The organism is Methylobacterium ajmalii (genome assembly GCF_016613415.1).
Taxonomy (GTDB): domain Bacteria; phylum Pseudomonadota; class Alphaproteobacteria; order Rhizobiales; family Beijerinckiaceae; genus Methylobacterium; species Methylobacterium ajmalii.
The window spans coordinates 18546-39323 of the sequence record NZ_JACWCT010000056.1; the positions used below are offsets into that span (position 1 = coordinate 18546).

General features: G+C 72.5%; 23 protein-coding genes. 11 read left to right on the forward strand and 12 right to left on the reverse strand.

The annotated features are described in order from the left end of the window. Positions 1-18: 18 nt before the first annotated feature. Positions 19-756, reverse strand: coding sequence for a phosphatase PAP2 family protein (locus HPY23_RS10100; RefSeq protein ID WP_060846430.1), 738 nt, complete (start codon positions 754-756; stop codon positions 19-21). Further along, on the reverse strand, positions 756-1268 hold the full coding sequence (locus tag HPY23_RS10105) for a 2'-5' RNA ligase family protein (RefSeq protein ID WP_091889516.1): 513 nt from the start codon (positions 1266-1268) through the stop codon (positions 756-758). The genes HPY23_RS10100 and HPY23_RS10105 overlap by 1 nt, the downstream gene beginning before the upstream one ends. Positions 1269-1344: 76 nt before the next feature. Here HPY23_RS10105 and HPY23_RS10110 point away from each other — a divergent pair, with 76 nt between their 5' ends. Further along, positions 1345-2274, forward strand: a complete 930-nt coding sequence (locus HPY23_RS10110) for an alginate O-acetyltransferase AlgX-related protein (protein WP_091889552.1) — start codon at positions 1345-1347, stop codon at positions 2272-2274. A gap of 62 nt (positions 2275-2336) precedes the next feature. Then, a complete protein-coding gene (locus tag HPY23_RS10115) occupies positions 2337-3311 on the forward strand; it encodes a glutathione S-transferase family protein (RefSeq protein WP_091889518.1) in 975 nt (324 codons plus the stop codon). A 19-nt stretch (positions 3312-3330) separates the two neighbouring features. Here HPY23_RS10115 and HPY23_RS10120 read toward each other — a convergent pair whose 3' ends face one another. Continuing rightward, a complete protein-coding gene (locus tag HPY23_RS10120; RefSeq protein ID WP_091889520.1) occupies positions 3331-4626 on the reverse strand; it encodes an NAD(P)/FAD-dependent oxidoreductase in 1296 nt (431 codons plus the stop codon). A gap of 110 nt (positions 4627-4736) precedes the next feature. On the opposite strand from HPY23_RS10120, the gene HPY23_RS10125 reads away from it, so the two are divergent. Continuing rightward, the gene (locus HPY23_RS10125) at positions 4737-5417 is read left to right on the forward strand and encodes a nitroreductase (RefSeq protein ID WP_091889522.1); all 681 of its coding nucleotides are present in this window, start codon (positions 4737-4739) and stop codon (positions 5415-5417) included. Positions 5418-5573: 156 nt separating this feature from the next. On the opposite strand, the gene HPY23_RS10130 is transcribed toward HPY23_RS10125, so the two are convergent. From HPY23_RS10130 to HPY23_RS10145, 4 genes are read right to left on the reverse strand one after another with little or no spacing between them, the layout of a single operon-like run. Further along, entirely contained in the window at positions 5574-6785 is a 1212-nt protein-coding gene (locus tag HPY23_RS10130) for an FAD-dependent monooxygenase (protein WP_091889524.1), read from the reverse strand. Between the two features lie 9 nt (positions 6786-6794). Continuing rightward, positions 6795-7670, reverse strand: coding sequence for an SMP-30/gluconolactonase/LRE family protein (locus HPY23_RS10135; protein ID WP_091889526.1), 876 nt, complete (start codon positions 7668-7670; stop codon positions 6795-6797). Next, a complete protein-coding gene (locus HPY23_RS10140; protein WP_091889528.1) occupies positions 7667-8677 on the reverse strand; it encodes an aldose epimerase family protein in 1011 nt (336 codons plus the stop codon). The genes HPY23_RS10135 and HPY23_RS10140 overlap by 4 nt, the downstream gene beginning before the upstream one ends. Positions 8678-8722: 45 nt before the next feature. Then, positions 8723-9505 (reverse strand): FadR/GntR family transcriptional regulator, encoded by a 783-nt coding sequence (locus HPY23_RS10145; RefSeq protein WP_236012689.1) that lies wholly within the window; start codon positions 9503-9505, stop codon positions 8723-8725. A 136-nt stretch (positions 9506-9641) separates the two neighbouring features. On the opposite strand from HPY23_RS10145, the gene HPY23_RS10150 reads away from it, so the two are divergent. From HPY23_RS10150 to mmsB, 4 genes are all read left to right on the forward strand, one after another. Next, the gene (locus tag HPY23_RS10150; RefSeq protein WP_091889531.1) at positions 9642-10400 is read left to right on the forward strand and encodes an SDR family NAD(P)-dependent oxidoreductase; all 759 of its coding nucleotides are present in this window, start codon (positions 9642-9644) and stop codon (positions 10398-10400) included. A 258-nt stretch (positions 10401-10658) separates the two neighbouring features. Beyond that, positions 10659-11723, forward strand: a complete 1065-nt coding sequence (gene chvE / locus HPY23_RS10155) for a multiple monosaccharide ABC transporter substrate-binding protein (RefSeq protein WP_060846421.1) — start codon at positions 10659-10661, stop codon at positions 11721-11723. Next, complete coding sequence (mmsA, locus tag HPY23_RS10160) at positions 11723-13306, forward strand: multiple monosaccharide ABC transporter ATP-binding protein (protein WP_091889532.1); 1584 nt, start codon at positions 11723-11725, stop codon at positions 13304-13306. The genes chvE and mmsA overlap by 1 nt, the downstream gene beginning before the upstream one ends. Positions 13307-13411: 105 nt before the next feature. Continuing rightward, the gene (mmsB, locus tag HPY23_RS10165) at positions 13412-14521 is read left to right on the forward strand and encodes a multiple monosaccharide ABC transporter permease (protein ID WP_236012692.1); all 1110 of its coding nucleotides are present in this window, start codon (positions 13412-13414) and stop codon (positions 14519-14521) included. Positions 14522-14754: 233 nt separating this feature from the next. Here mmsB and HPY23_RS10170 read toward each other — a convergent pair whose 3' ends face one another. Continuing rightward, positions 14755-15687 (reverse strand): LysR family transcriptional regulator, encoded by a 933-nt coding sequence (locus HPY23_RS10170; RefSeq protein ID WP_091889534.1) that lies wholly within the window; start codon positions 15685-15687, stop codon positions 14755-14757. Between the two features lie 110 nt (positions 15688-15797). Further along, positions 15798-16052: a hypothetical protein gene (locus HPY23_RS10175; RefSeq protein ID WP_091889536.1), complete on the reverse strand. Its 255-nt coding sequence runs from the start codon at positions 16050-16052 to the stop codon at positions 15798-15800. Positions 16053-16262: 210 nt separating this feature from the next. On the opposite strand from HPY23_RS10175, the gene aroQ reads away from it, so the two are divergent. Both aroQ and HPY23_RS33830 read left to right on the forward strand, forming a co-directional pair. Next, complete coding sequence (gene aroQ / locus HPY23_RS10180) at positions 16263-16709, forward strand: type II 3-dehydroquinate dehydratase (RefSeq protein WP_200646682.1); 447 nt, start codon at positions 16263-16265, stop codon at positions 16707-16709. A gap of 134 nt (positions 16710-16843) precedes the next feature. Further along, positions 16844-17125 (forward strand): CsbD family protein, encoded by a 282-nt coding sequence (locus HPY23_RS33830; protein WP_091886721.1) that lies wholly within the window; start codon positions 16844-16846, stop codon positions 17123-17125. Positions 17126-17198: 73 nt separating this feature from the next. Here HPY23_RS33830 and HPY23_RS10190 read toward each other — a convergent pair whose 3' ends face one another. From HPY23_RS10190 to HPY23_RS10200, 3 genes are all read right to left on the reverse strand, one after another. Next, entirely contained in the window at positions 17199-17978 is a 780-nt protein-coding gene (locus tag HPY23_RS10190) for an outer membrane protein (RefSeq protein WP_091886718.1), read from the reverse strand. A gap of 114 nt (positions 17979-18092) precedes the next feature. Then, entirely contained in the window at positions 18093-18308 is a 216-nt protein-coding gene (locus tag HPY23_RS10195) for an immunoglobulin domain-containing protein (protein WP_060846417.1), read from the reverse strand. A gap of 16 nt (positions 18309-18324) precedes the next feature. Then, positions 18325-18534 carry a hypothetical protein gene (locus HPY23_RS10200; protein WP_091886715.1) on the reverse strand — a complete coding sequence of 70 codons (210 nt, stop codon included), beginning with the start codon at positions 18532-18534 and terminating at the stop codon, positions 18325-18327. A gap of 158 nt (positions 18535-18692) precedes the next feature. Between HPY23_RS10200 and HPY23_RS10205 the strand changes: the two genes are divergently transcribed. Next, complete coding sequence (locus tag HPY23_RS10205) at positions 18693-19544, forward strand: DUF6502 family protein (RefSeq protein WP_060846415.1); 852 nt, start codon at positions 18693-18695, stop codon at positions 19542-19544. A gap of 11 nt (positions 19545-19555) precedes the next feature. Further along, positions 19556-20778: DUF5666 domain-containing protein (locus HPY23_RS33540; protein ID WP_200649602.1), on the forward strand; the 1223-nt coding region annotated here is incomplete at its 3' end.

Genomic DNA, 20778 nt, shown 5'->3' on the forward strand with positions numbered 1-20778 from the left:
CTCAGGCCGGAGGCATCCTCACGCCGGCGGCGGGTCCGGCGCCTCGACCACGGCCTGGCGCTGGAGCTGCAGGGCGACGAACCAGCACAGCGAGGCCCAGGCGGCGCCGATGCACCAGCCGGCGAGCACGTCGCTCGGCCAGTGCACCCCGAGGTAGATCCGGCTGATGCCGACGAGCAGCGTGGTGACGACCCCGAGGCCCATCACGAAGGCCTTGACCTTGCCCGAGCGCTCGACCCGGGCGAGCAGGATCGCGAGCGTCAGGTAGGCGATCGCCGACAGCATGGCGTGCCCGCTCGGGAAGCTCGCCGTGAAGGTCTCCATGCCGTGCGGCACCAGATCGGGACGGGGACGGCGGAAGAACAGCTTGAGGCCGGTGGAAAGCAATTCGCCGCCGCCGATCGCCACCACGACGAACAGGGCGGCCCGCCGCCGCGCGGTGATCGCCAGGTAGAGCACCACGCAGGCCGTGACGTAGACGATGCCGAACACGCTGCCGAAGGCGGTGATGTCGCGCATCGTCTCGGGCAGCCAGGACGGCCCGATCGGCTGGGCGAGGTCGCCGGGGACGCGGAGCGCCAGGAGCAGCCGGTCGTCGAAGCCGAACGAGCCGCCCTCGCGGATCTCGTCGGCGAGCTTGAAGAACCCGAAGCCGAACAGGCTGACGGCGAGCAGCGAGGCGAGCGGCCCGATCTCGTTGAGGCGCAGGCGCAGCCACACCGCTGTGGCGTGGCGCCGGAACGGGATCTGGACCATCAGGCGCCCCCGAACGGAAACCGGCCGCGGGCCTCCCAGGGCCCGCCGAGATAGCGCCAGAGCAGGAGCCCGGTGCCGGTGATCGTGCGCGGCACGAACGACGCCTCGAGTTCGCGGTGGAGGCCGCGGGCCTCCTCCGGCGCGACCTTGTTCTGCACGGTGACGTGGGGCCGGTAGCCCTGCCGGTCCTGCGGCGTCAGCCAGGGCTCGAATGTTCTGGCGAGGCGCCCGCGCAGGGCCGAGAGCCGGCCCGATTCGAGCGTGTAGGCGACGCCGCGGCCGATAAAGCGCAGGCCTGCGACCTCGACCGGCATCGGGCTCTCCGCCCGCACCTCCGCGACGAGCGTCTCGACGACGGCGCGCTCCTCCTCGCCCGGCAGGTGGTGGAAGAGCGTGACGTGGGCTGGAATCTTGTTGAGGGCCGGTGGGAAGTGACGGCGGCGCCGGCCGTCGAACTCCGCGAAGGCGGCCTCGTCGAGTTCCAGGGTGAGGATCAGGGGGGCTTGCGACATCCTCCAGGCGACATGGCGCGGGCGGCGCCAAAGGCCAGTGCTGTTCAGCTCGTACCGTTCCCGCTACACGGCGCCCATGCGCGACAGCACCGACATGGTCCATCTCGGCCGGGATGGCTGGCTCTTCCTGACCGGCGGCACCAACCGCGTGCGCGAGCAGTACCGGGCGAGCCTGCCCGTCGCCTGGCGGCTGTGGCGCTGGCGCCGGCTGATCGAGGCGCGTACCGCGCGGGCCGCCGGCGCGGGCCTGCGCGCCTTCCACGTCGTGGTGCCGGAAAAGCTCAGCATCTACGAGGACCGCCTCGACGGGCTCGCCCTCGACCCGGCGCTCTCGCCGGCCCGCCGCCTCGGCGCGCGGCTCGCCCGCTCGCGGGTCGCCGGCTCATGGATCGACCTCGTCGGCCCGCTGCGGGCGGCGCGCGACGCGGAGCCGCCGCTGTACCTGCGCACCGACACCCACTGGAGCCAGGAGGGGTGCCGGCTCGCCTTCGGCGAGATCATGCGGGCGATGGGCGCGGTGCCGCCCGCCGACCTCGCCGGGCGGCCGTTCCACGACCATGACGGGGTGCGCGACCTCGGCGCCAAGCTCGACCCGCCGGTGCGGGAGACGATGCGGGTCCGCGAGGTCCAGCGCGACGCCGTGCGGGTCTTCGCCAACCCGCTGGTCGAGGGCCACGAGGCGCGGGGGACCGCGGCCGACCTGCATGTCGGCGCCCACGTGGTCTTCCGCAACGAGAGCCCGGCCGCCGACCCGCGGACCCTGATGCTGTTCGGCGATTCCTGCTCGCACTTCCACCCGATCTTCCTCACCGGCCTGCTCGCCGAGAGCTTTCGCGAGCTGCACTTCGTCTGGTCGGCGAATCTCGACTGGGCCTATATCGAGCGGGTCCGGCCGCACCTGCTGCTCGTCGAGGTGGCGGAGCGCTTCCTCGCCCGGGTGCCGACCGACCGGTTCGACGTCGCGGCCGAGGGCGCGCGCGTCCTGGCCCACGTTCCCACGGCCTGACCCCACCCATTGCGGTGCCGCAGGACCGCCCCACCTTCGGTGGGACGGGCGAGGAGGGCACGATGGGGCTTCTGGTCGACGGCGTCTGGCACGACCAATGGTACGACACCAAGGAGACCGGCGGGCGCTTCGTGCGCAAGGACGCGGCCTTCCGCAACTGGGTCACGTCGGACGGCGCGCCGGGGCCGAGCGGGGAGGGCGGCTTCCCGGCCGAGCCCGGGCGCTACCACCTCTACGTCTCGCTCGCCTGCCCGTGGGCGCACCGCACCCTGATCGTGCGGACGCTCAAGGGGCTCGATGACGCGATCTCGGTCTCGGTGGTCGATCCGCTGATGGGGTCCGAGGGCTGGGTGTTCGGCGAGAGCCCGGGGGCGACCCCCGATACCGTGAACGGGGCGACGCGCCTCTACGAGGTCTACCTCAAGGCCGACCCGCACTATTCCGGCCGGGTCACCGTACCGGTGTTGTGGGACAAGGTCCGGGGCACGATCGTGTCGAACGAATCGGCCGAGATCGTCCGGATGCTGGGCGCCGCCTTCCCGGGCGGGCCGGACCTCTACCCGCAGGACCTGCGCGCCGAGATCGACGACGTGAATGCCCGGGTCTACGACCGGGTCAACAACGGCGTCTACAAGGCGGGCTTCGCGACGACGCAGGAGGCCTACCAGGAGGCCGCGACGGCGTTGTTCACGGAACTCGACGCCCTCGACGCTCGCCTCGACCGCTCGCGCTACCTCGTCGGCGCCCGGCTGACCGAGGCCGACATCCGGCTGTTCACCACGCTGGTGCGGTTCGATCCGGTCTATGTCGGCCACTTCAAGTGCAACCTGCGGCGGATCGCCGATTACCCGAATCTCGCGCCCTACCTGCGCGACCTCTACCAGACCCCCGGCATCGCCCCGACGGTGAACCTCACCCACATCAAGCGGCACTATTACGAGAGCCACGCCACCATCAACCCGACCGGGATCGTCCCGCTCGGGCCGGTGCTCGACTACGACGCGCCGCACGGCCGGGCCGAGCGGTTCGGGACTTGAACCCGACGGCCCGGGCGCGTCACCCCGAGGCCGGACCCCGCGCCTCGGCGAGGTGCACGGCCTGGGCGCCGACCTCGTAGGCGATCTCCCGGACGGCCCGGAACCCGATCGGCGCCGGGTCGGTCACCGGGAGCGGCAGGTCGGCTTCCGTAATCCGGCCGGCCACGAGGTCGGCGAGCACCGCGCCGAAGGCGGTGCCGGGGGCGATGCCGCGGCCGTTATAGCCGCTGAAGCTCACCACGTTGCGGGCGAGCCGGTGGAAGCGCGGCAGGGCGTCCGCCGTCATGCCGATCCGGCCGTACCATTCGGCCTCGAACGGCATGTCAGCGGCCTGCGGAAACAGCGCCCTCATTGTGCGCCGGGCCCAGGCCCGGTGGATCCCCGCCCCGGTGCCGCGTAGCGCACCGACGCTGCCGATCACCAGCCGCCCGGCGGCGTCGAGGCGGAACGAGGTCAGGACCGGCTTGGTGTCCCAGGCGCCCTGGCGCCCGGGCAGGATCGTGCCGCGCAGGTTGTCGCTCAAGGGGGCGGTCGCGATGTTGAAGTAGGGCAGGTGGGCGATCTCGGCCCGGATCTCCGGCCAGGGCGCGCGCGTGTAGGCGTTGGTGGCGACGATCACCCAGTCGGCGGTCACGCGGCCCTCCGGCGTCGCGAGGTGCCAGCGCGGGCCGATCTCGGTCACGCCGACGACCGGGCTGCCGGTATGGACGACCGCGCCCGCGTCGATCGCCGCCCGGGCGAGGCCCCGCGCATAGGCGAGCGGCTGGATCGTGCCGGCGCGCTCGTCGAGGAGCGCCCCCGCGTAGGCCCGCGTGCCGGTGAGGCGGGTCGCCTCGTCCGCGTCGAGGAGGCGAACCGGCGCGCCGCGGTCCTGCCATTGCCGGGCCCGGTCCGCGAGATCGGCCAGGCCCTTCCGGCCGACCGCGCAATGCAGGGTGCCGGCCCCTTCCGCCTCGCAGGCGATGCCGTGCCGGGCGACGAGATCGAACACCCGGCGCGGCGCGGTACCGAGGAGCGCGAGCAGCCGCTCGCCGCGCTCGGTGCCGAGGGCGGCGGGCACGAGGTCGGGCTTCACCCACAGGCCCGCGTTGACGAGGCCGACATTGCGCCCCGAGCCGCCGAAGCCGACGGTCTCGCCCTCGAGCACCACTACCCGGGCGCCGCCTTGCGCGAGGTGCAGGGCCGCCGACAGGCCGGTATAGCCCGCCCCCACCACCGCCACGTCGGCGGTCGCCTCGCCGCGCAACGGCGTCGTGTCGGGAGCCGGCGGGGCGGTACGCGCCCAGAGGCCGTGCGAGCGGGGATCGGTGATCACGGGCAGTCGGGTCCTGGAATCGGTCCGGCACCATGCCGGATCGGTCGCGTTCGCGCCACGGCTGGCGCGGGAGCGGGACCGGCCTAGACTGGCCCTCCAGGGAGGCCCGCATGACCGAATCCAACGCCGTGGACGCGGCGATCGCCAGCCGGCGCAGCGTCCGGGGATTCCTCCCCGATCCGGTGCCGACGGCGACGATCCGCGATCTCCTGGCGCTCGCCGGCCGGGCCCCGAGCGGCAGCAACATCCAGCCCTGGAAGGTCCACGTCGTCACCGGCGCCGCCCTCGCGCGCCTGACCGCCGCGCTCTCGGCGGCGCATGAGAGCGACGTGCCGGAGGCGCGAGAATACGAGTATTACCCCGTGACCTGGCGCGAGCCGTATCTCGGCCGGCGCCGGAGCCTCGGCTGGCAGCTCTACGGGCTCGCCGGCATCGAGAAGGGCGACAAGGCGGGCGCCAGGCGCCAGTTGGGCCGCAACTTCACGTTCTTCGGCGCTCCCGTCGGCCTCGTCTTCACCATCGACCGCGACCTGGAGCAGGGCAGCTGGCTCGATTACGGCATGTTCCTCCAGACCCTGATGCTGGCCGCCCGCGGGCGCGGCTTCGACACCTGCCCGCAGGCGGCGATCGCGAGCTATCCGGGGGTGGTGCGGGGAGAGCTCGGCATCCCGCAGAGCGAGACGGTGGTGTGCGGGATGGCGCTGGGGTTCGCCGACCCGGACGAGCCGGTGAATGCGTTGCGGGCGGAGCGGGAGCCGGTGGAGAGCTACGCGGTGTTCCACGGCGGTTGAGCGACCGGCCGGCATGAAGAACCTTGCGAGCCCGAGTGCCCTCCGTCCCCGATTTCGTCACGGGGGGCGATTCAGGGAGCCCGAAGGAGAGATCCGGGGATCGATGCGTCCGCGGTCGGCATCGGTGCGAGATCCGCCGGAGCGTCTCCGCCCGGATCACAGATGCTTGCGAGCCGCGATCCCGTCCTCGTACTGCGACAGGTCGGGCTCCGCCGCGCGCGCGCCGAACAGCTTGCCCGCCACCCGGCGAAACGCCGGCCGGCTCGCCGTCCATAGGGCCGCGTGCAGCGCGCGGATGCCGAGCCGGGTTCGCGGATGCATCAGCCGCGGCGCGATCTTGGGTACGCCCTGCGCGCCTTCGACCATCGGGCGCATCGCCCGCTCGTAGGCCGTGAAGGCGGCCCGGACGTCGTCGGTGCGGGTAAGCTCGCCCGCGAGCACCCGCGCCCCGGTGACCGCCAGCGTGGCGCCGATGCCGGCGAGCGGCGTGACGCACCAGGCGGCGTCGCCGGTGAGGGCGACGCGGCCGCGTGACCAGCGCGGCATCCGCACCTGGCGCAGCACGTCGAAATAGAGGTCGTCGGTGTCGTCGAGGGCCGCCAGCACCCGCGGCGCCTGCCAGCCGGCATCGCGGAAGCGCTCGCGCAGAAAAATCTTCTGGCGGTCGCGGTCCCAGCCCTGCGCCTCGGCGAGCGGGCCGTGGACCGCCAGCATCGCCCGGGTGGTGCCGTGCCGGTCGGGGCGCAGCGACAGGCTGCGGCCGCCGGGCGCGTTGTACCAGCGCCAGAGCCGGTCGTCGTCCGGGGTGCGGGGAATCGTGAGGTACGCGAGGGTCAGGTCCATCCAACGCGGGTCGTTCTCGCCCGGAAACACCCGCTCGCGGGTCGAGGAGCCGACGCCCTCGGCGACGACCACGGCGTCGTAGGCGCCCGTCTGCCCGCCCGCGAAGGTGACGGTCGCGGCATCCGCGCCGTCGTCGATGCGCTCGACCACGGTGCCGAACCGGAAGGCGGCGTGGGGTCGGGCCGCCTCGAAGAGCAGGCGGGCGAGGTCGCCGCGCAGGATCTCCATCTCGGCGGTCGGGCCGTCGCCCTCGATCTGCCCGGTCATGAAGCGCGCCCGCGGCCTGCCGTCCGCATCGATCCAGGCGGTGCCCTCCTCGCCGGTGCCGCGATCGAGCGCCGCCCGCTCCAGCCCCATCTCGCGCAGGACCCGGCGGCCGACGCCGCGGATGTCGACGTTCTGGCCGCCGTCGCGGAAGGCGGGCGCGCGCTCGACCACCGTCACGTCGAACCCGGCGCGGCCGAGCCACCAGGCCGCGGTGGTGCCGGCGATGCTGGCGCCGGTGATCAGGATGCGGTGAGCCATGCGCGGAGCCTACTCCACCCGCACCACGGGCTCGAACCGCCCCTTCACCTTCACCGGCACCGTGAAGGTGCGCCCGGCGAAGCGGTCGTCGGTGCGGTCGGGGTCGAGTCCCTCGGTGGCGGAGGTCACCACCAGGGTATCGGCGTCGGGCCCGATGAAGGCCGGGCAGGTCACCTGGCGGGCCGGCATCGCGATGCTGCGCACCCGCGTGCCGTCGGGGGCGTAGGCGTCGAGGCTGGCCGCACCCCAGCGGGCGTTCCAGACCAGGCCCTCGGCGTCGATCACCGCGCCGTCCGGCGCGCCCTCGGAGGCGGGAACCTGGACGAAGACCTGTCGGTCGCCGGCCGGCAGCCCGGTCGCCGGATCGGTGGCGACGCGCCAGATCGTGCCGGCCTCCGAATCGGCGAAGATCGCGTGCGTGCCGTCGGCCGCGAACGCGATGGCGTTCGGGATGGTGAGGCCGGTGAACAGGGTCCGCACCGCGCCGCGGAAGAACCAGTGGATCGCGCCGTAGCCGGCCTGCGCCTCCCGGCCCATCGTGCCGAGCCACAGGGCGCCGCAAGGGTGGACCCGGCCGTCGTTCGAGCGGGTCTCGGGCCGGTCGGCCTCCAGCGCCGCGAGGAGGCGCATCCGCCCGCTGTCGATGTCGCGCAGGTAGAGTCCGTCCTCGGCGCCGAGCAGCAGGGTGGCGTCGTCGACCCGCGCCACCATCGAGGCCATCACCGGCAGGTCGTGCAGGGTGGTGGCACCACCCGAGAACGGCCGCTCGCACAGGTGCTTGCCGAGGATGTCGAGCCAGTAGAGCCGGCCGAGGCCGGGATGCGCCACCGGCCCCTCGCCGAGGATGCAGGCGCGGTCGCAGAAGATGCCGGCCCAGCCGCTCATCGGGCGGTCTCCTTCGTGAAGCGGTACTCGATGATCTCGCGGTAGGTCTCGCCGGGGCGCACCACCGCGCTCGGGAAGCCCGGATGGTTCGGCGCGTCGGGAAAGGCCTCGGGCTCGAGGCAGAGCCCGCTGCGGGCAGCGAAACCCAGGCCAGCCTTGGCGAGGTGGGTGCCGTCGTAGAACTGCACCGCCGGCGCGGTGGCCAGCACCGTGAGCGCGAGGTCGTTGCCCGGCGCCGTGACCCGGCCGACGGGGCGCGGTTCGGCGGCGGATTGACGCCCGAGCACGAAGGCATGGTCGAAGGCCCGGTCGCCGATCCGCGTCGCGCGGCGCAGGTCGAACCGGGTGCCGGCGACCGGGGCGACCGCGCCGGTCGGGATCTGGGCCTCGTCGACCGGCAGGTAGGCCTCGGCCGGGATCTCGATCACGTGATCGTCGATCAGCGGGGCGGGATGGCCGCCGGGCGGCAGCGTCAGGTTGAAGTAGCTGTGGTTCGTCAGGTTGACGATCGTCGGCTCGGTGGTGGCCGCCGTCAGCGTGAGGCGCAGGGTGCCGGGCGCGACGATGGCGTAGGTGCACGCCACCGTGAGCGCCCCCGGGTAGCCTTCCTCGCCGTCGGCCGACCGGTAGGTCAGGGTCAGGCTGCGCGGGCCCACCTCGGCAAAGCTCCAGTTCCGGCGCGAGAAGCCCTGCGCTCCGCCATGCAGGTGGGTGCGGCCCGCCTCGTTGCGGGGCAGCGCGTGGGTCACCCCGTCGAGGGTGAAGCGTCCGCCGGCGATCCGGTTGGCGAAGCGCCCGACGACGGCGCCGCATTGCGGGGTCTTCTCCACGTAGTCGTGGGGATCGTCGCGGCCGAGCACCACCGGGCGGCCGTGGACGTCGAGGCGGCGGATCACGGCGCCGAGGCTCAGGACCGCGACCTCCAGCCCCTCGCCGGCTAGCCGCGCCTCCAGGATCGGGCTGCCGTCCGGCATCGTGCCGACGGGGACGGGGGCTCTGTCGCGCATTCGGGCATCCTGACGGGGGCCGGGTCGTGGCCGGTGGATCGTCCCTTAAGGGTAGGGCGCGGCCGGCGCCCTCTCCACCGCCGCCGCGCTGTTGCGCAGGCCGTCGCGCACCACCACCTCGGTCGCCGCGGCGGCGGCGGGCGGGTCGCCGGCCCGGATCGCCGCCGCGATCGCCGCGTGCGCCCGCCAGGCGACGGCGTGTTCGTGCGGGTCGGTGGGCCGGCTGAGCTGAAACAGCACGGCGAGCGCCGCCTCGGTCACCGCACCGACCGAGTGCATGAAGACGTTGCCGGAGGCGTCCGCCAGGGCGAGGTGGAAGGCGAGATCGGCCCGCGCGAAGGCCGGATCGAGCCCGGCCGCGGCCCGCATGTCCGTCACGCAGGCGTCGAGCCGGTCGAGATCGGCGAGCGTTCGGCGCTCCGCCGCCAGCGCGGCCGCCGCCGGCTCGACCGCGAGGCGGATCTCGGCGAGGTCGCGCAGGAAGCGCGCGTCGATGCCGCCCTCGATCGTCCAGGCCAGCACGTCGCGGTCGAACAGGTTCCAGGCCGCCCGCTCGCGCACACGGGTGCCGACACGGGTCCGGGTCTCGATCAGGCCCTTGGCCGACAGGGTCTTGATCGCCTCGCGCAGGACCGTGCGCGACACGCCGAACCGCGCCAGCAGGACGGGCTCCCCCGGCAGCACCGCGCCCTCGGAAAAATCCCCGGCGACGATGCCGGTGCCGAGCGCCCGGGCGATCCGGGCGTGACCCGGGCCCCCGACCCGGCCCGCGGCAGCTGCCCCGGGAAACCTCTTGCGCGAAATCGCCGCGGCCTCGCTCCCATCCAAGGTTGCGCCCTCCCGGTGGATTCCGGCCTCTTGCCCACGCGTCATGAATCCGCGATAAGGGCCGGACCGCTGCAATAGTCATATTAAATGATTTACAGCGCGTCGAGCGGACCGACGGGCTTCGAGGGAGGAAGCGGTGGCGGCAATCTATCCGGACCTTGCGGGCAAGGTCGTGGTGGTGACGGGCGGCGGCTCCGGGATCGGGGCGGAGCTGGTCCGGCACTTCGCCCGGCAGAAGGCCCGGGTCGGCTTCCTGGACATCGCGGACGAGCCGTCGCAGGCGCTCGCCGCCGAGCTGGAGGGGGACGGCCTGTCGGTCGCCTTCGAGCACGCGGACGTCACCGACATTCCGGCGCTAAAAAGCGCGATCGGTCGCATCCGAGACCGGTTCGGCCCGGTCGACGTGCTGATGAACAACGCCGCCCACGACGAGCGCCACGCCACCGAGGAGGTGACGGAAGCCTACTGGGACGGCCGCATCGCCGTGAACCTCAAGCACCAGTTCTTCGCCGCCCAAGCCGTCCTGCCCGACATGAAGGCGAAGGGCGGCGGCGCGATCGTGAATTTCGGCTCGGTGTCGTGGATGATCGGGCAGGGCGGCATGGCCGCCTACACCGCCTGCAAGTCCGGGGTGATCGGCCTCACCCGCTCGCTCGCCCGCGATTTCGGCCCCTTCAACATCCGGGTCAACGCGCTGGCGCCGGGCTGGATCATGACCGAGCGCCAGCTGGCGCTGTGGGTGACGCCGGAATCGGACGCCGAGATCAACGCCCGCCAGTGCCTCAAGCGCAAGCTTGTGCCGGCAGACGTCGCGCGCTTTGCCGTGTTCCTCGCTTCGGAGGAGGCGGGGGCCTGCACCAACCAGCATTACGTCGTGGATGGCGGATGGGTGTGAGGGGAGGCTCCCGCAGGCACGCCGGGAGCCAGTCCTAGCGCGGGTTTCTCCCTCCCCCGCAGAGGGGGGAGGGGGAAACCCGCGCTATTCCTGTCCCCGGACGGCCCCAGACATCCCCCGGCGGAAGTATCAGGCCGCTCCCACCCGTCGGCCACAATACGGAAACACCGACCCCGGCAGATGAGCAGGCCGCAATCCTGCCGGGCACCACTCACCGGCAGCCCCGCGCACCCAAGATGCGGGGATTTGGGAGGAACCATGAAGTCGTTCGTCGCTCTCGTCGGCGGAGCCCTGATGGCTGCCGCGATGCTCGCAACCCCGGCTGCCGCCCAGCAGAAGGGCAAGATCGGCGTCTCGATGCCGACCAAGTCCTCGGCGCGCTGGATCGCCGACGGCCAGGGCCTGGTCCAGGCGCTCAAGGACAAGGGCTACACCGCCGACCTGCAATACGCCGAGGACGAGATCCCCAACCAGCTGTCGCAGATCGAGAACATGATCGCGACGGGCGCCAAGGTGCTGGTGATCGCCGCGATCGACGGCACCACCCTGTCGGACGTGCTGCAGCAGGCGAGCGAGCGCGGCATCAAGGTCATCGCCTACGATCGCCTGATCCGCGGCTCGAAGAACGTGGACTACTACGCCACCTTCGACAACTTCCAGGTCGGCGTGCTGCAGGGCAGCTACATCGTCGACAAGCTCGGCCTCAAGGACGGCAAGGGGCCGTTCACCGTCGAGCTGTTCGGCGGCTCGCCCGACGACAACAACGCCTACTTCTTCTACGACGGCGCGATGTCGGTGCTCAAACCCTACATCGATTCCGGCAAGCTGACCGTGCCGAGCAAGCAGCTCGGGATGGACAAGGTCTCGACCCTGCGCTGGGACGGCGCGGCGGCCCAGGCCAGGATGGACAACCTGCTGTCGGCCTTCTACGGCAACAAGCGCCTCGACGCGGTCCTGTCGCCGTATGACGGCATCTCGATCGGCATCATCTCGTCGCTGAAGGGCGTCGGCTACGGCTCGCCCGACCAGAAGATGCCGATCATCACCGGCCAGGATGCCGAGATCCCCTCCGTCAAGGCGATCGTCCGCGGCGACCAGAGCATGACGGTGTTCAAGGACACCCGCGAGCTCGCCAAGGTCACGAGCGACATGGTCGCGGCGATCTCGTCCGGCGGAGAGGTCCAGGTCAACGACACCAAGACCTACAACAACGGCGTCAAGGTGGTGCCGTCCTATCTGCTGAAGCCCGTGACGGTCGACAAGGACAACTGGCAGAAGGTGCTGGTCGACAGCGGCTACTACAAGGCCCAGCAGGTCAAGTGATGGCGGCGTCCCCGGCTCCGCGCGCGGTGCCGAGCGCCTCTCCGATCCTGGAGATGCGCGGCATCACCAAGGCGTTCCCGGGCGTCAAGGCGCTCGACACCGTCAACCTCGCCGTCCGCGCCGGCGAGATCCACGCCGTCTGCGGCGAGAACGGGGCCGGGAAATCGACCCTGATGAAGGTGCTGAGCGGGGTCTATCCCGCCGGCTCCTACGACGGCAGCATCCTGTTCGACGGCGAGGAGCGGCGCTTCTCGGGCATCCCCGACAGCGAGGCGCTCGGCATCATCATCATCCACCAGGAGCTCGCCCTGGTGCCGCTCCTGTCGATCGCGGAAAACATCTTCCTCGGCAACGAGGCGGCGTCGCGCTTCGGCCTGATCGACTGGCCGCTCGCCATGGCGCGCACCCGCGAGCTGCTCGCCCGGGTCGGCCTCGACGAGGCGCCCGAGACGCTGGTGACGCATCTCGGCGTCGGCAAGCAGCAGCTCGTCGAGATCGCCAAGGCGCTGTCGAAGAAGGTGCGGCTCCTGATCCTCGACGAGCCGACCGCCTCGCTCAACGAAAGCGACAGCGCCGCGCTCCTCACCCTGCTGGAAGCCTTCCGCCAGCAGGGCATCACCTCGATTCTGATCTCGCACAAGCTCAACGAGATCGCCCGCGTCGCCGACAGCGTGACGATCCTGCGCGACGGCACCAGCGTCGAGACCCTGCCCCGGGAGGCGATGCTGGGCCCGGACGGCAGGCTGAACGAGGACCGGATCATCAAGGGCATGGTCGGGCGCGACCTCGCCCACCGCTATCCCCCGCGGGAGAGCGTCGCCGTCGGCGAGCCGCTGCTGGAGGTGCGGAACTGGAGCGTGCGCCACCCGCTCCATCCCGATCGCCTCGCGGTCGAGGACGTGAGCCTGACGGTCCGCCGCGGCGAGGTCGTCGGCATGGCCGGGCTGCTGGGGGCCGGGCGGACTGAGTTCGCCATGAGCCTGTTCGGCGGCGCCTACGGCCAGCGCGTCGCCGGGGAGGCCCGGCTCAACGGCCAGCCCGCCGATCTCGGCAGCGTCGAGAGGGCGATCCGGGCCGGCCTCGCCTACGCCACCGAGGACCGCAAGGGCTACGGCCTCGTGCTGCACGAGGACATCCGCACCAACGTGTCGCTGGCCAACTTGCCCGGGGTCGCCGCCAAGGGGGTGATCGACGAGGACCGCGAGCGGGCGGTGGCCGAGCGCTACCGCGAACGCCTGCGCATCCGCTCGTCGGGCATCGACCAGGCGACCGTGAACCTGTCGGGCGGCAACCAGCAGAAGGTCGTCCTGAGCAAGTGGCTCTTTGCCGACCCGGACGTGCTGATCCTCGACGAACCGACCCGCGGCATCGACGTCGGCGCCAAGTACGAGATCTACGCGATCATCAACGACCTCGCCGCCCAGGGGAAGGGCGTGCTGATCATCTCGTCGGAGATGCCGGAGCTGCTCGGCATGTGCGACCGCATCCTCGTCATGAACCGCGGCCGCATCGTCGGCGAGCTGCCCGCGGCTGAGGCCTCGCAGGAGGCGATCATGCGGGCCATCGTCACCTCGGGAGGCTGAAGACCAACGATGAGCGACACCGCCACCCCCCTCCAGGCTCCGCGCCCGCCCGCCCTCGCCGGCTTGAGCGCCAAGGCGTTCTCGGGCTCGCTGCGCGACTACGGCATGATCCTGTGCCTCGTCGGCATCGTGCTCTTCTTCCAGTTCTTCACCGACGGGGCGCTGCTCCGCCCGCTCAACCTCACCAACCTGGTGCTGCAGAACAGCTACATCGTGGTGATGGCGCTGGGCATGCTGCTCGTCATCGTGGCCGGGCACATCGACCTCTCGGTCGGCTCGACCGCGGGCTTCATTGGCGCGCTCGCCGCGGTGCTGATGGTGCAGATGGGCCTGCACCCGCTCCCGGCGACGCTGCTGTGCCTCGTCGCCGGCGGGCTGATCGGCGCGGCGCAAGGGTGGTGGGTGGCCTACCTGCGCATCCCGTCCTTCATCGTGACGCTGGCCGGCATGCTTGTGTTCAAGGGCCTCACCCTGGCGCTGCTCGCCGGCCAGTCGGTCGGGCCGTTCCCGCCCGATTTCCAGAAGCTCAGCTCCGGCTTCATCCCGGACATCGTCACCGGCGGCGCACTTCGCATCACCTCGGTGCTGGTCGGCGTGGCGCTCGCCCTCATCCTCGTCGGCTCGAACCTGCGCCGGCGCCTCGGCCAGCAGCGCCAGGGGTTTACGCCCGAGCCGATCGGCGCCTTCGCGCTCAAGAACGCCGTGGTGGCCGCCGTCATCGTCGCCTTCAGCACCTGGCTCGCCACCTATCGCGGCCTGCCGAACGTGCTGATCGTGATGTTCGCGCTGATCCTCCTCTATCGCTTCGTCACCAGCCGCACGGTGATCGGCCGGCGGGTCTACGCGCTCGGCGGCAACGAGAAGGCGGCGAAGCTCTCGGGGATCAACACCGAGCGCCTGACCTTCCTCACCTTCGTCAACATGGGGGTGCTGGCCGCGCTGGCCGGCCTGATCTTCGCCGCCCGCCTCAACACCGCGACCCCGAAGGCGGGCCTCGGCTTCGAGCTCGACGTCATCGCCGCCTGCTTCATCGGCGGCGCCTCGGCCTCGGGCGGCGTCGGCAAGGTGACGGGCGCGGTGGTCGGCGCGCTGATCATGGGAGTGATGAACAACGGCATGTCGATCCTCGGCATCGGCATCGACTACCAGCAGGTCATCAAGGGGCTGGTGCTGCTGGGGGCGGTCAGCATCGATCAGTACTACCGGAAGAGATGATCCGAGGGGATCGTATGAAGCCGACGCCGCGACTCCCTCGTCGTCCCGGGTTCCGTTGCGCGGTCCCGGGCTGACGCTGGAAGCCTGTTCGACTGATTTGAGTGCCCGTTCCCGCCCGCGACCTCATCCTGAGGTGTCTGCCGATCTGCTGCGCGGCACCTCAGGACCAGGTAGGAGGGTCTGCAAGTCTTGATTGTCTCAAGTCTTGAGTCGGAAATTCGGTGCTGCCGGCCTCAACCCTCGCCGTCCCGCGCCCGCTCGCGCTCGGTCGCCAGCGCCGGGGCGCCGAACCACTCCGCCCGCATCGCCTCGCGCAGCAGCGCGCCGACCGCCGGGGCGTGCGGCCGGCCGCGGACGGTGACGAGGGCAACCTCGCGCCAGAAATCCGGCTCGACGAGCGGACGGGCGACGACGCCCGGATGGGTCACGCAGGAGCGCGGCATGAAGCCGAAGCCGAGGCCCGAGGCGATCATCGCGAGAATCCAGTCGTCGCGCTCGCTCCGGTAGATCGTCTCGCAATCGGTGCAGCCCTGCGCCTCCCAGACCGGGCCGACGGTGCCGCGGAACTCGCAGTTGAGGCGGTGGACGTAGTGCTGGCCGTTGAGGTCGCGGGGGCGGATCGCATCGAGGGCGGCCAGCGGGTGGGCGGGCGCCACCGCGATCACCATCGGCTCGCGGAACAGGGCGAGATGGTGCAGGCGTGCATCCGGCTCGCGGCCCGGCAGGCAGTAGAGCGCGACCTCGAGGCCGCCCGCGAGCAGGCGCTCCTCCAGGGCGCTCGCGCTCGCATCGACGATGTCGAGCTCGAGGTCCGGATGCCGCGCCCGCAGGCCGCCGATCAGCCCGATCAGGGCGTCGGGCTGGATCGTGCACATCACCCCGAGCGTCAGACGGGTGCGGCGCTGGCGGCCGAAGGCGCGGGCCTCGGCCTGCGCGGCCTGCGCCTTGGCGTAGACGTCCTCCAGATAGGGCCGCACCGTACGCCCCAGCTCGGAGAGCTGCGTGCCGGTCCGCTCGCGGTGAAACAGCGCCCCGCCCAGTTCCTGTTCCAGGAAGTGGATCGCCCGGGTGAGGGAGGGCTGGGTGACGTGGCAGGCCTGGGCCGCGCGGGTGAAGTTGTGCTCCTCGCACAGGGCCAGGAAGTAGCGGATCTGGTGCATCTCCATTGTCGCTCTCCGCTGCGAGCCTCCAACCCGGGAGCCCCGGCGCCGCGGGGACGGATCGAAGGCTAACACCGCGGGGGCGGGGCGGGAACGCGGCCGTGCGGGCCGGCGCGTCAGCACCAGGGGCAGGAGCGCCAGGCCGGCGGGTCCGAGGGCCGGGACGGCTCGGTCGAGCGCACGGCCCGCGGGGCCCGGACCGGGGCCGCCCGCAAGCGTCCATCGTCGTAGCCGGTGTAGCGCGGGGGCGCGGGCATCGCGGAGACGACCGCGGCCTCCCGGCCCTCGGGGTGCAGGAGCGACTGGGTCCAGGCATGGGCGGAGGTCGACAGGGTGGCGAGCACGGCGCCGGCGAGGAGAAGGCTGCGCATCGGACGATAATCCGTTCGTGGGAGGGGGCGGGGTGCCCCCTGGTCGAGAGGGATCATCGCCCCGGGGCTCCCCCGCGGGCCAATGCCGTTCGCCTATCGTGGCGATGCCGTCCGGCTCTGGCCGCGTCCCCGCCCACGGTTGACGCCGGGGGACGGGCGGGGGCCTAAACGGGGCCTTGCGATCACCCCCTGGCTTCCGGAGCCCCCCTCATGAGCCGCCTCGTCTACGTGCTGAACGGCCCGAACCTGAACCTGCTCGGCAAGCGCCAGCCGCACATCTACGGCAGCGAGACGCTCGCCGACGTCGAGGCCTCCTGCCGGGCGCTCGCCGGCGAACTGGGCCTAGAGATCCGCTTCCACCAGTCGAACCGCGAATACGAGATCATCGACTGGATCCACGAGGCGCGCGAGACCGCCGGCGGCCTCGTCATCAACCCGGCGGCCTTCACCCACACCTCGGTGGCGATCCTCGACGCGCTCAACACCTTCGATCCGCCGGTGATCGAGGTGCACATCTCGAACGTGCACAAGCGCGAGGCCTTCCGCCACCACTCCTACGTCTCGCTGCGCGCCGACGGGGTGATCGCGGGCCTGGGCACGCAGGGCTACGGGCTGGCCCTGCGCCGCATCGCCCAGCTCATCGACGCGAAGGCCTGAACGATGGGCCGGGCCGCGGCGGGACACCGGCTCGATACCGGTATCCGGCGGCGCGATCTGGTATGGGCGGACCATTGCCCGGACGGGATCGTCCGGTATGACCGCGCTCCCCTGAAACCGTCGGGTATCCCCGCATGAGCAGCATCCGCATCCCGGCGCTCCGTTGCGCCCTCCTGGGTCTCGTTCTCGTGACCGCCGGCCCGGCGCTCGCCGACGACACGCCGACGACGGCGGGCGCGGTCGACCGTCTGAAGGGGCTGGCCAACGAGGCGGTCGGCAGCGCCAAGCGCGGCGTCGGCAACCTGACCGAGGACGAGGCGCTGAAGGCCGAGGGACGCGAGCAGAAGCTTCGCGGCCAGGCGCTGCAGGAGCGCGGCAAGGCCAAGGACACGATCGAGAACGCCCTCGACAAGTAGGCGCGCGCCGAAAGGCACCGGGGGCGATGCGTGCGCATCGTCCCCGGCACTCCTCGACCGGCGCCTGCTGGGGTCAATCGGTCGAGAACCGGTAGTTCAGGCCGGCGCGCACCACGCCGAACTCGGTCTTGGGCCGGCCGAGCCCGTAATAGGCGGTGGTGGCGGCGTCGTAGACGAGGCCGCCGCTGCCGCCGTTGCGGTCGAGGCTGACGTACAGCGCCTCGATCCGGGCGCTCAACCGCTCGCTGATCGCGTATTCGACACCGCCGCCGGCGGTCCAGCCGGTGCGGAAGGTGCTCGGCAGCGTACCGGTATAATACGAGGCGGTCGACGGCGTGCTGCCCCCACCATAGGCGAAGCCGCCGGTCCCGTAGACGAGGAAGCGGTCGAAGGCGTAGCCGATCCGGCCCCGCACCGTGCCGAACCAGTCGAGGCTCGGGCCGATATCGGTGAAGGTCGTGGTGCCGACAAGCCCGCTGCGGGGCCGCCCGAAGGTGGTGCCCTGGATGTCGGCCTCGGCTCCGATCACGAAGCCCGAGCCCGGCGTGAACTGGTAATCGTAGCCGATCTGCCCGCCGCCGACGAAGGCGGCGTCGCGGCTGCCGGGCGTCACCGTACCGTAGGTGGCGTCCGTGAAGGTGCCGCCCCCGCCGCCGAACCCGGCACCGGCATTCACGCCGGCATGGAACCCGGTCCAGGTGAAGACCGGGACGGCGGTGAAGGCCGGCGGCGGGGCCGCCCGGCGCGGCAGGTCCGCCGCGAGGGCCGGGGTGGCGACGGCCAGAGGGGCCGTGAGGGAAGCCGTGAGGGCGAGCGCGCCGGCGAGGCCGAGCGCTTCGGTCGATCTGATCATCGTGGAAGCCGTGCGTGTGTCTTCGGCGAGATGCCGGGGAAGTCGAGCCGGGGCAGCGGACCGTCCGGGCTCTCGATCGTCGGGCCGGCTCCGCGCCGGCCCGTCCGAACCCGCTCAGAGGTTCTGGACGATGCAGACCGCCTGGAGGGCGACCAGCAGGATCGCGCCGCCGATGACGAGGCAGAGGGCGGCGAGGATCACGGCATCGCCGCCGTCGGTCGGCGTGCGGCGGGAGCGGGCGGCGGGGTAGCCGCTCTCGATCTCCGGCGCCGGGAAAGCGCGGCCGAGGGGGGCGGTGCGGCTCCGGTCGCCGCGCAAGGCTTCGAGCATGGGAGGCGGTCCTTCGTCAGCGCGGCCGCGAAAGCGCGGGCGCCGGATGGGCGAGGTCGGCGAGGGTGGCTGCCGCGACCGGCAGGCCGAGGCCGGCGAGCAGCACGAGGCTGCGCACCAGCATCGCGGCCGGCAGGCGCGGCGCGGGCCGGCGATGCCGGGCGGCGTCGAGCCGGATCGGTGCGTGGCCGGCACTGCGGCACGGGAGGAGGCGGGGAGGGGCCATGCAAGCGTCCTGCGGCTGAACCGGTGGCCGCTCCCGGCGTGGGAAATCTGACCACGCCGACTTTCTATGTGGGTAAAATTCCCACGTCAATCGAAAATCGGTCGACGGCACGATGTCGTGGGATTGTGTCCCACGTCCGCTTCGCTACAACGGCGAGGATGTCAGAGCCGTCCCACAGAGTGCCGCCGGACGCCGCCGCGTTGCAGGCCCCGCTCGCCCGCCTGCTGCGCCCGCTGGTGCGGCTGTTCGTGCGCTGCGGGATCACGTTCCCGGCGCTGACGGACCTCCTGCGCGAGCTCTACGTGAACGTCGCCGAGTACGATTTCGCGCTGCCCGGCAAGGACCAGACCGACAGCCGGGTCAGCCTGCTTACCGGCATCCACCGCAAGGAGGTGCGCCGCCTGCGCGGGGCCGGGGCCCCGGTGAGCGCGGTACCGGCGGCGGTCTCGCGCACCAGCCGCATCATCGCCCGCTGGGTGGCCGCCCCCGAATTCACCGAAACCGACGGCCGGCCGCGCCCGCTGCCGCGCGCGGCGGAGAGCGGGCCGTCCTTCGAGAGCCTCGTCGCCTCGGTGACCCGGGACCTGCGCCCCCGCGCGGTGCTGGACGAGTGGCTCGACCGCGGCCTCGTCACCTTGGACGCCGACGAGCGCATCGTGCTCGCCGAAGCCGCCTTCGTGCCGAGCGGCGGCGGCAGCCAGCAGCTCTACTATTTCGGCCGCAACCTGCACGACCACATCGCGGCCTCGGTCGCCAACATCCTGGAGGAGAAGCCGCGCTTCCTCGAGCGCGCCGTGCATTACGACGGGCTCTCGCCGGCCCTGGCACGGCGGCTCGAGGCGCGGGCGCGGGAGATTGCCATGGAGGCGCTGCAGCAGGCCAACCGCGAGGCGCACGCGGCCTGCGAGACCGATCCCGGCGGCGAGGCGCGCTGGAACTTCGGCATCTACATCTACACCGAGGACGCCCCGCGGCCGGTCCCGCCGGCGCCGGAGAGCGGTGCGCCGTGAGGATCCGGCCCTTGCGACACCCGCCCCGTTCCGCGTCCCTGTCCCGGCGCGGCCTGCTGCGCCTCGTCTCCGGCGTCGCCTGGCTGGCGGCGGCCGGGCCGGCGGGGGCGGCCGGCGACAAGATCCTCGACCAGGGCATCGGCGGCACCGGCATCCGCCCGGGGCCCGACGAGGAGGGCGACCGCGGCATCGGGGGCACCGGCGTCGTGGGCACCATCCGGGGCTTCGGCAGCATCATCGTCAACGACCTGCGCATCGCTTACCCGCCCGAGGTGCCGGTGACGATCGACGGGCGCCCGGCCGGGGTCGCGGATCTGCGGGTCGGCCAGGTCGTGCGGACGCTGGCGGTCGGGGGAGAATCGGGGCTCGCCACCGCCGGCATCGCGGTGATCCACGAGGTGGTCGGCCCGGTCCAGCGCGCCGCGCCCGATCGGCTGACCGTGCTCGGCCAGACGGTCGTCACCGCCGGCCTGCCGCCCGAGATGCCGCGGCCGCGGGTCGGCGAGCGGATCGCGGTCAGCGGATTGCGACGGCCGGACGGCAGCATCGCGGCGAGCCGGATCGACCCGGCGGGCGGCGCCCCCGATCTCGTCGCCGGCCCGGTGCGGCGCGGGCCCGCCGGGGCCCTGCGCATCGGCAACCTGCCGCTTGCAGGGATGGATGCGGCGCTCGCCGGCGGCCGGGCGGTGGCGGAGGGAAGCCTGTCGGGCGGCCGGCTGGCGGTGACCCGGGCGGTCCCGGCGAGCGAACCGTTCGGACCGGAAGCCGGGCGCCTCTCGATCGAAGCCTACGTCGCGCGCGAGGGCGGGAGCTTCCGCACCGGGGCCGGCTACGCGGTAGCGGGCCGCGGCGGCCTCGTCCCGGCCGGCGGCGGGCTCGCGATCCTCGACGGACGCGCCGGCCGCGGCGGCCGGATCGACCTCGACGCCGTGCGCCTGCGGCCCGACCCGGCCGGGCGGGAACGGGGGCAGGGCGAAGGTGCCGGACAGACTGGTCCCGGGCAGGGACGGGCTGGACGAGGGGAGCCCGGCCGGGGTGGGCCGGGTCGCGGCGGCCCGGAGGGATCGCCCGGTCGGCCGGGCGGCGGGCAAGGGAGCCCGAACGGGCGTCCCGGCGGCGAGCGCCCGTTCGGCGGACGCGAGGGCGGGCAACCGGGCCGCGGCGAGATCGACACGCGGATTCCGGGCGCCGAAGGGCCGGGCCGGTTCGGCGGTCCGGGCGGCTTCGGGGGACC

Coding starts and splice junctions, on each gene's coding strand:
- HPY23_RS10100 (WP_060846430.1), bottom strand. CDS start 756: ATGGTCCAGATCCCGTTCCGGCGCCACGCCACAGCGGTGTGGCTGCGC.
- HPY23_RS10105 (WP_091889516.1), bottom strand. CDS start 1,268: ATGTCGCAAGCCCCCCTGATCCTCACCCTGGAACTCGACGAGGCCGCC.
- HPY23_RS10110 (WP_091889552.1), top strand. CDS start 1,345: ATGCGCGACAGCACCGACATGGTCCATCTCGGCCGGGATGGCTGGCTC.
- HPY23_RS10115 (WP_091889518.1), top strand. CDS start 2,337: ATGGGGCTTCTGGTCGACGGCGTCTGGCACGACCAATGGTACGACACC.
- HPY23_RS10125 (WP_091889522.1), top strand. CDS start 4,737: ATGACCGAATCCAACGCCGTGGACGCGGCGATCGCCAGCCGGCGCAGC.
- HPY23_RS10130 (WP_091889524.1), bottom strand. CDS start 6,785: ATGGCTCACCGCATCCTGATCACCGGCGCCAGCATCGCCGGCACCACC.
- HPY23_RS10135 (WP_091889526.1), bottom strand. CDS start 7,670: ATGAGCGGCTGGGCCGGCATCTTCTGCGACCGCGCCTGCATCCTCGGC.
- HPY23_RS10140 (WP_091889528.1), bottom strand. CDS start 8,677: ATGCGCGACAGAGCCCCCGTCCCCGTCGGCACGATGCCGGACGGCAGC.
- chvE (WP_060846421.1), top strand. CDS start 10,659: ATGAAGTCGTTCGTCGCTCTCGTCGGCGGAGCCCTGATGGCTGCCGCG.
- mmsA (WP_091889532.1), top strand. CDS start 11,723: ATGGCGGCGTCCCCGGCTCCGCGCGCGGTGCCGAGCGCCTCTCCGATC.
- mmsB (WP_236012692.1), top strand. CDS start 13,412: ATGATCCTGTGCCTCGTCGGCATCGTGCTCTTCTTCCAGTTCTTCACC.
- HPY23_RS10170 (WP_091889534.1), bottom strand. CDS start 15,687: ATGGAGATGCACCAGATCCGCTACTTCCTGGCCCTGTGCGAGGAGCAC.
- HPY23_RS10175 (WP_091889536.1), bottom strand. CDS start 16,052: ATGCGCAGCCTTCTCCTCGCCGGCGCCGTGCTCGCCACCCTGTCGACC.
- aroQ (WP_200646682.1), top strand. CDS start 16,263: ATGAGCCGCCTCGTCTACGTGCTGAACGGCCCGAACCTGAACCTGCTC.
- HPY23_RS33830 (WP_091886721.1), top strand. CDS start 16,844: ATGAGCAGCATCCGCATCCCGGCGCTCCGTTGCGCCCTCCTGGGTCTC.
- HPY23_RS10190 (WP_091886718.1), bottom strand. CDS start 17,978: ATGATCAGATCGACCGAAGCGCTCGGCCTCGCCGGCGCGCTCGCCCTC.
- HPY23_RS10195 (WP_060846417.1), bottom strand. CDS start 18,308: ATGCTCGAAGCCTTGCGCGGCGACCGGAGCCGCACCGCCCCCCTCGGC.
- HPY23_RS10200 (WP_091886715.1), bottom strand. CDS start 18,534: ATGGCCCCTCCCCGCCTCCTCCCGTGCCGCAGTGCCGGCCACGCACCG.
- HPY23_RS10205 (WP_060846415.1), top strand. CDS start 18,693: ATGTCAGAGCCGTCCCACAGAGTGCCGCCGGACGCCGCCGCGTTGCAG.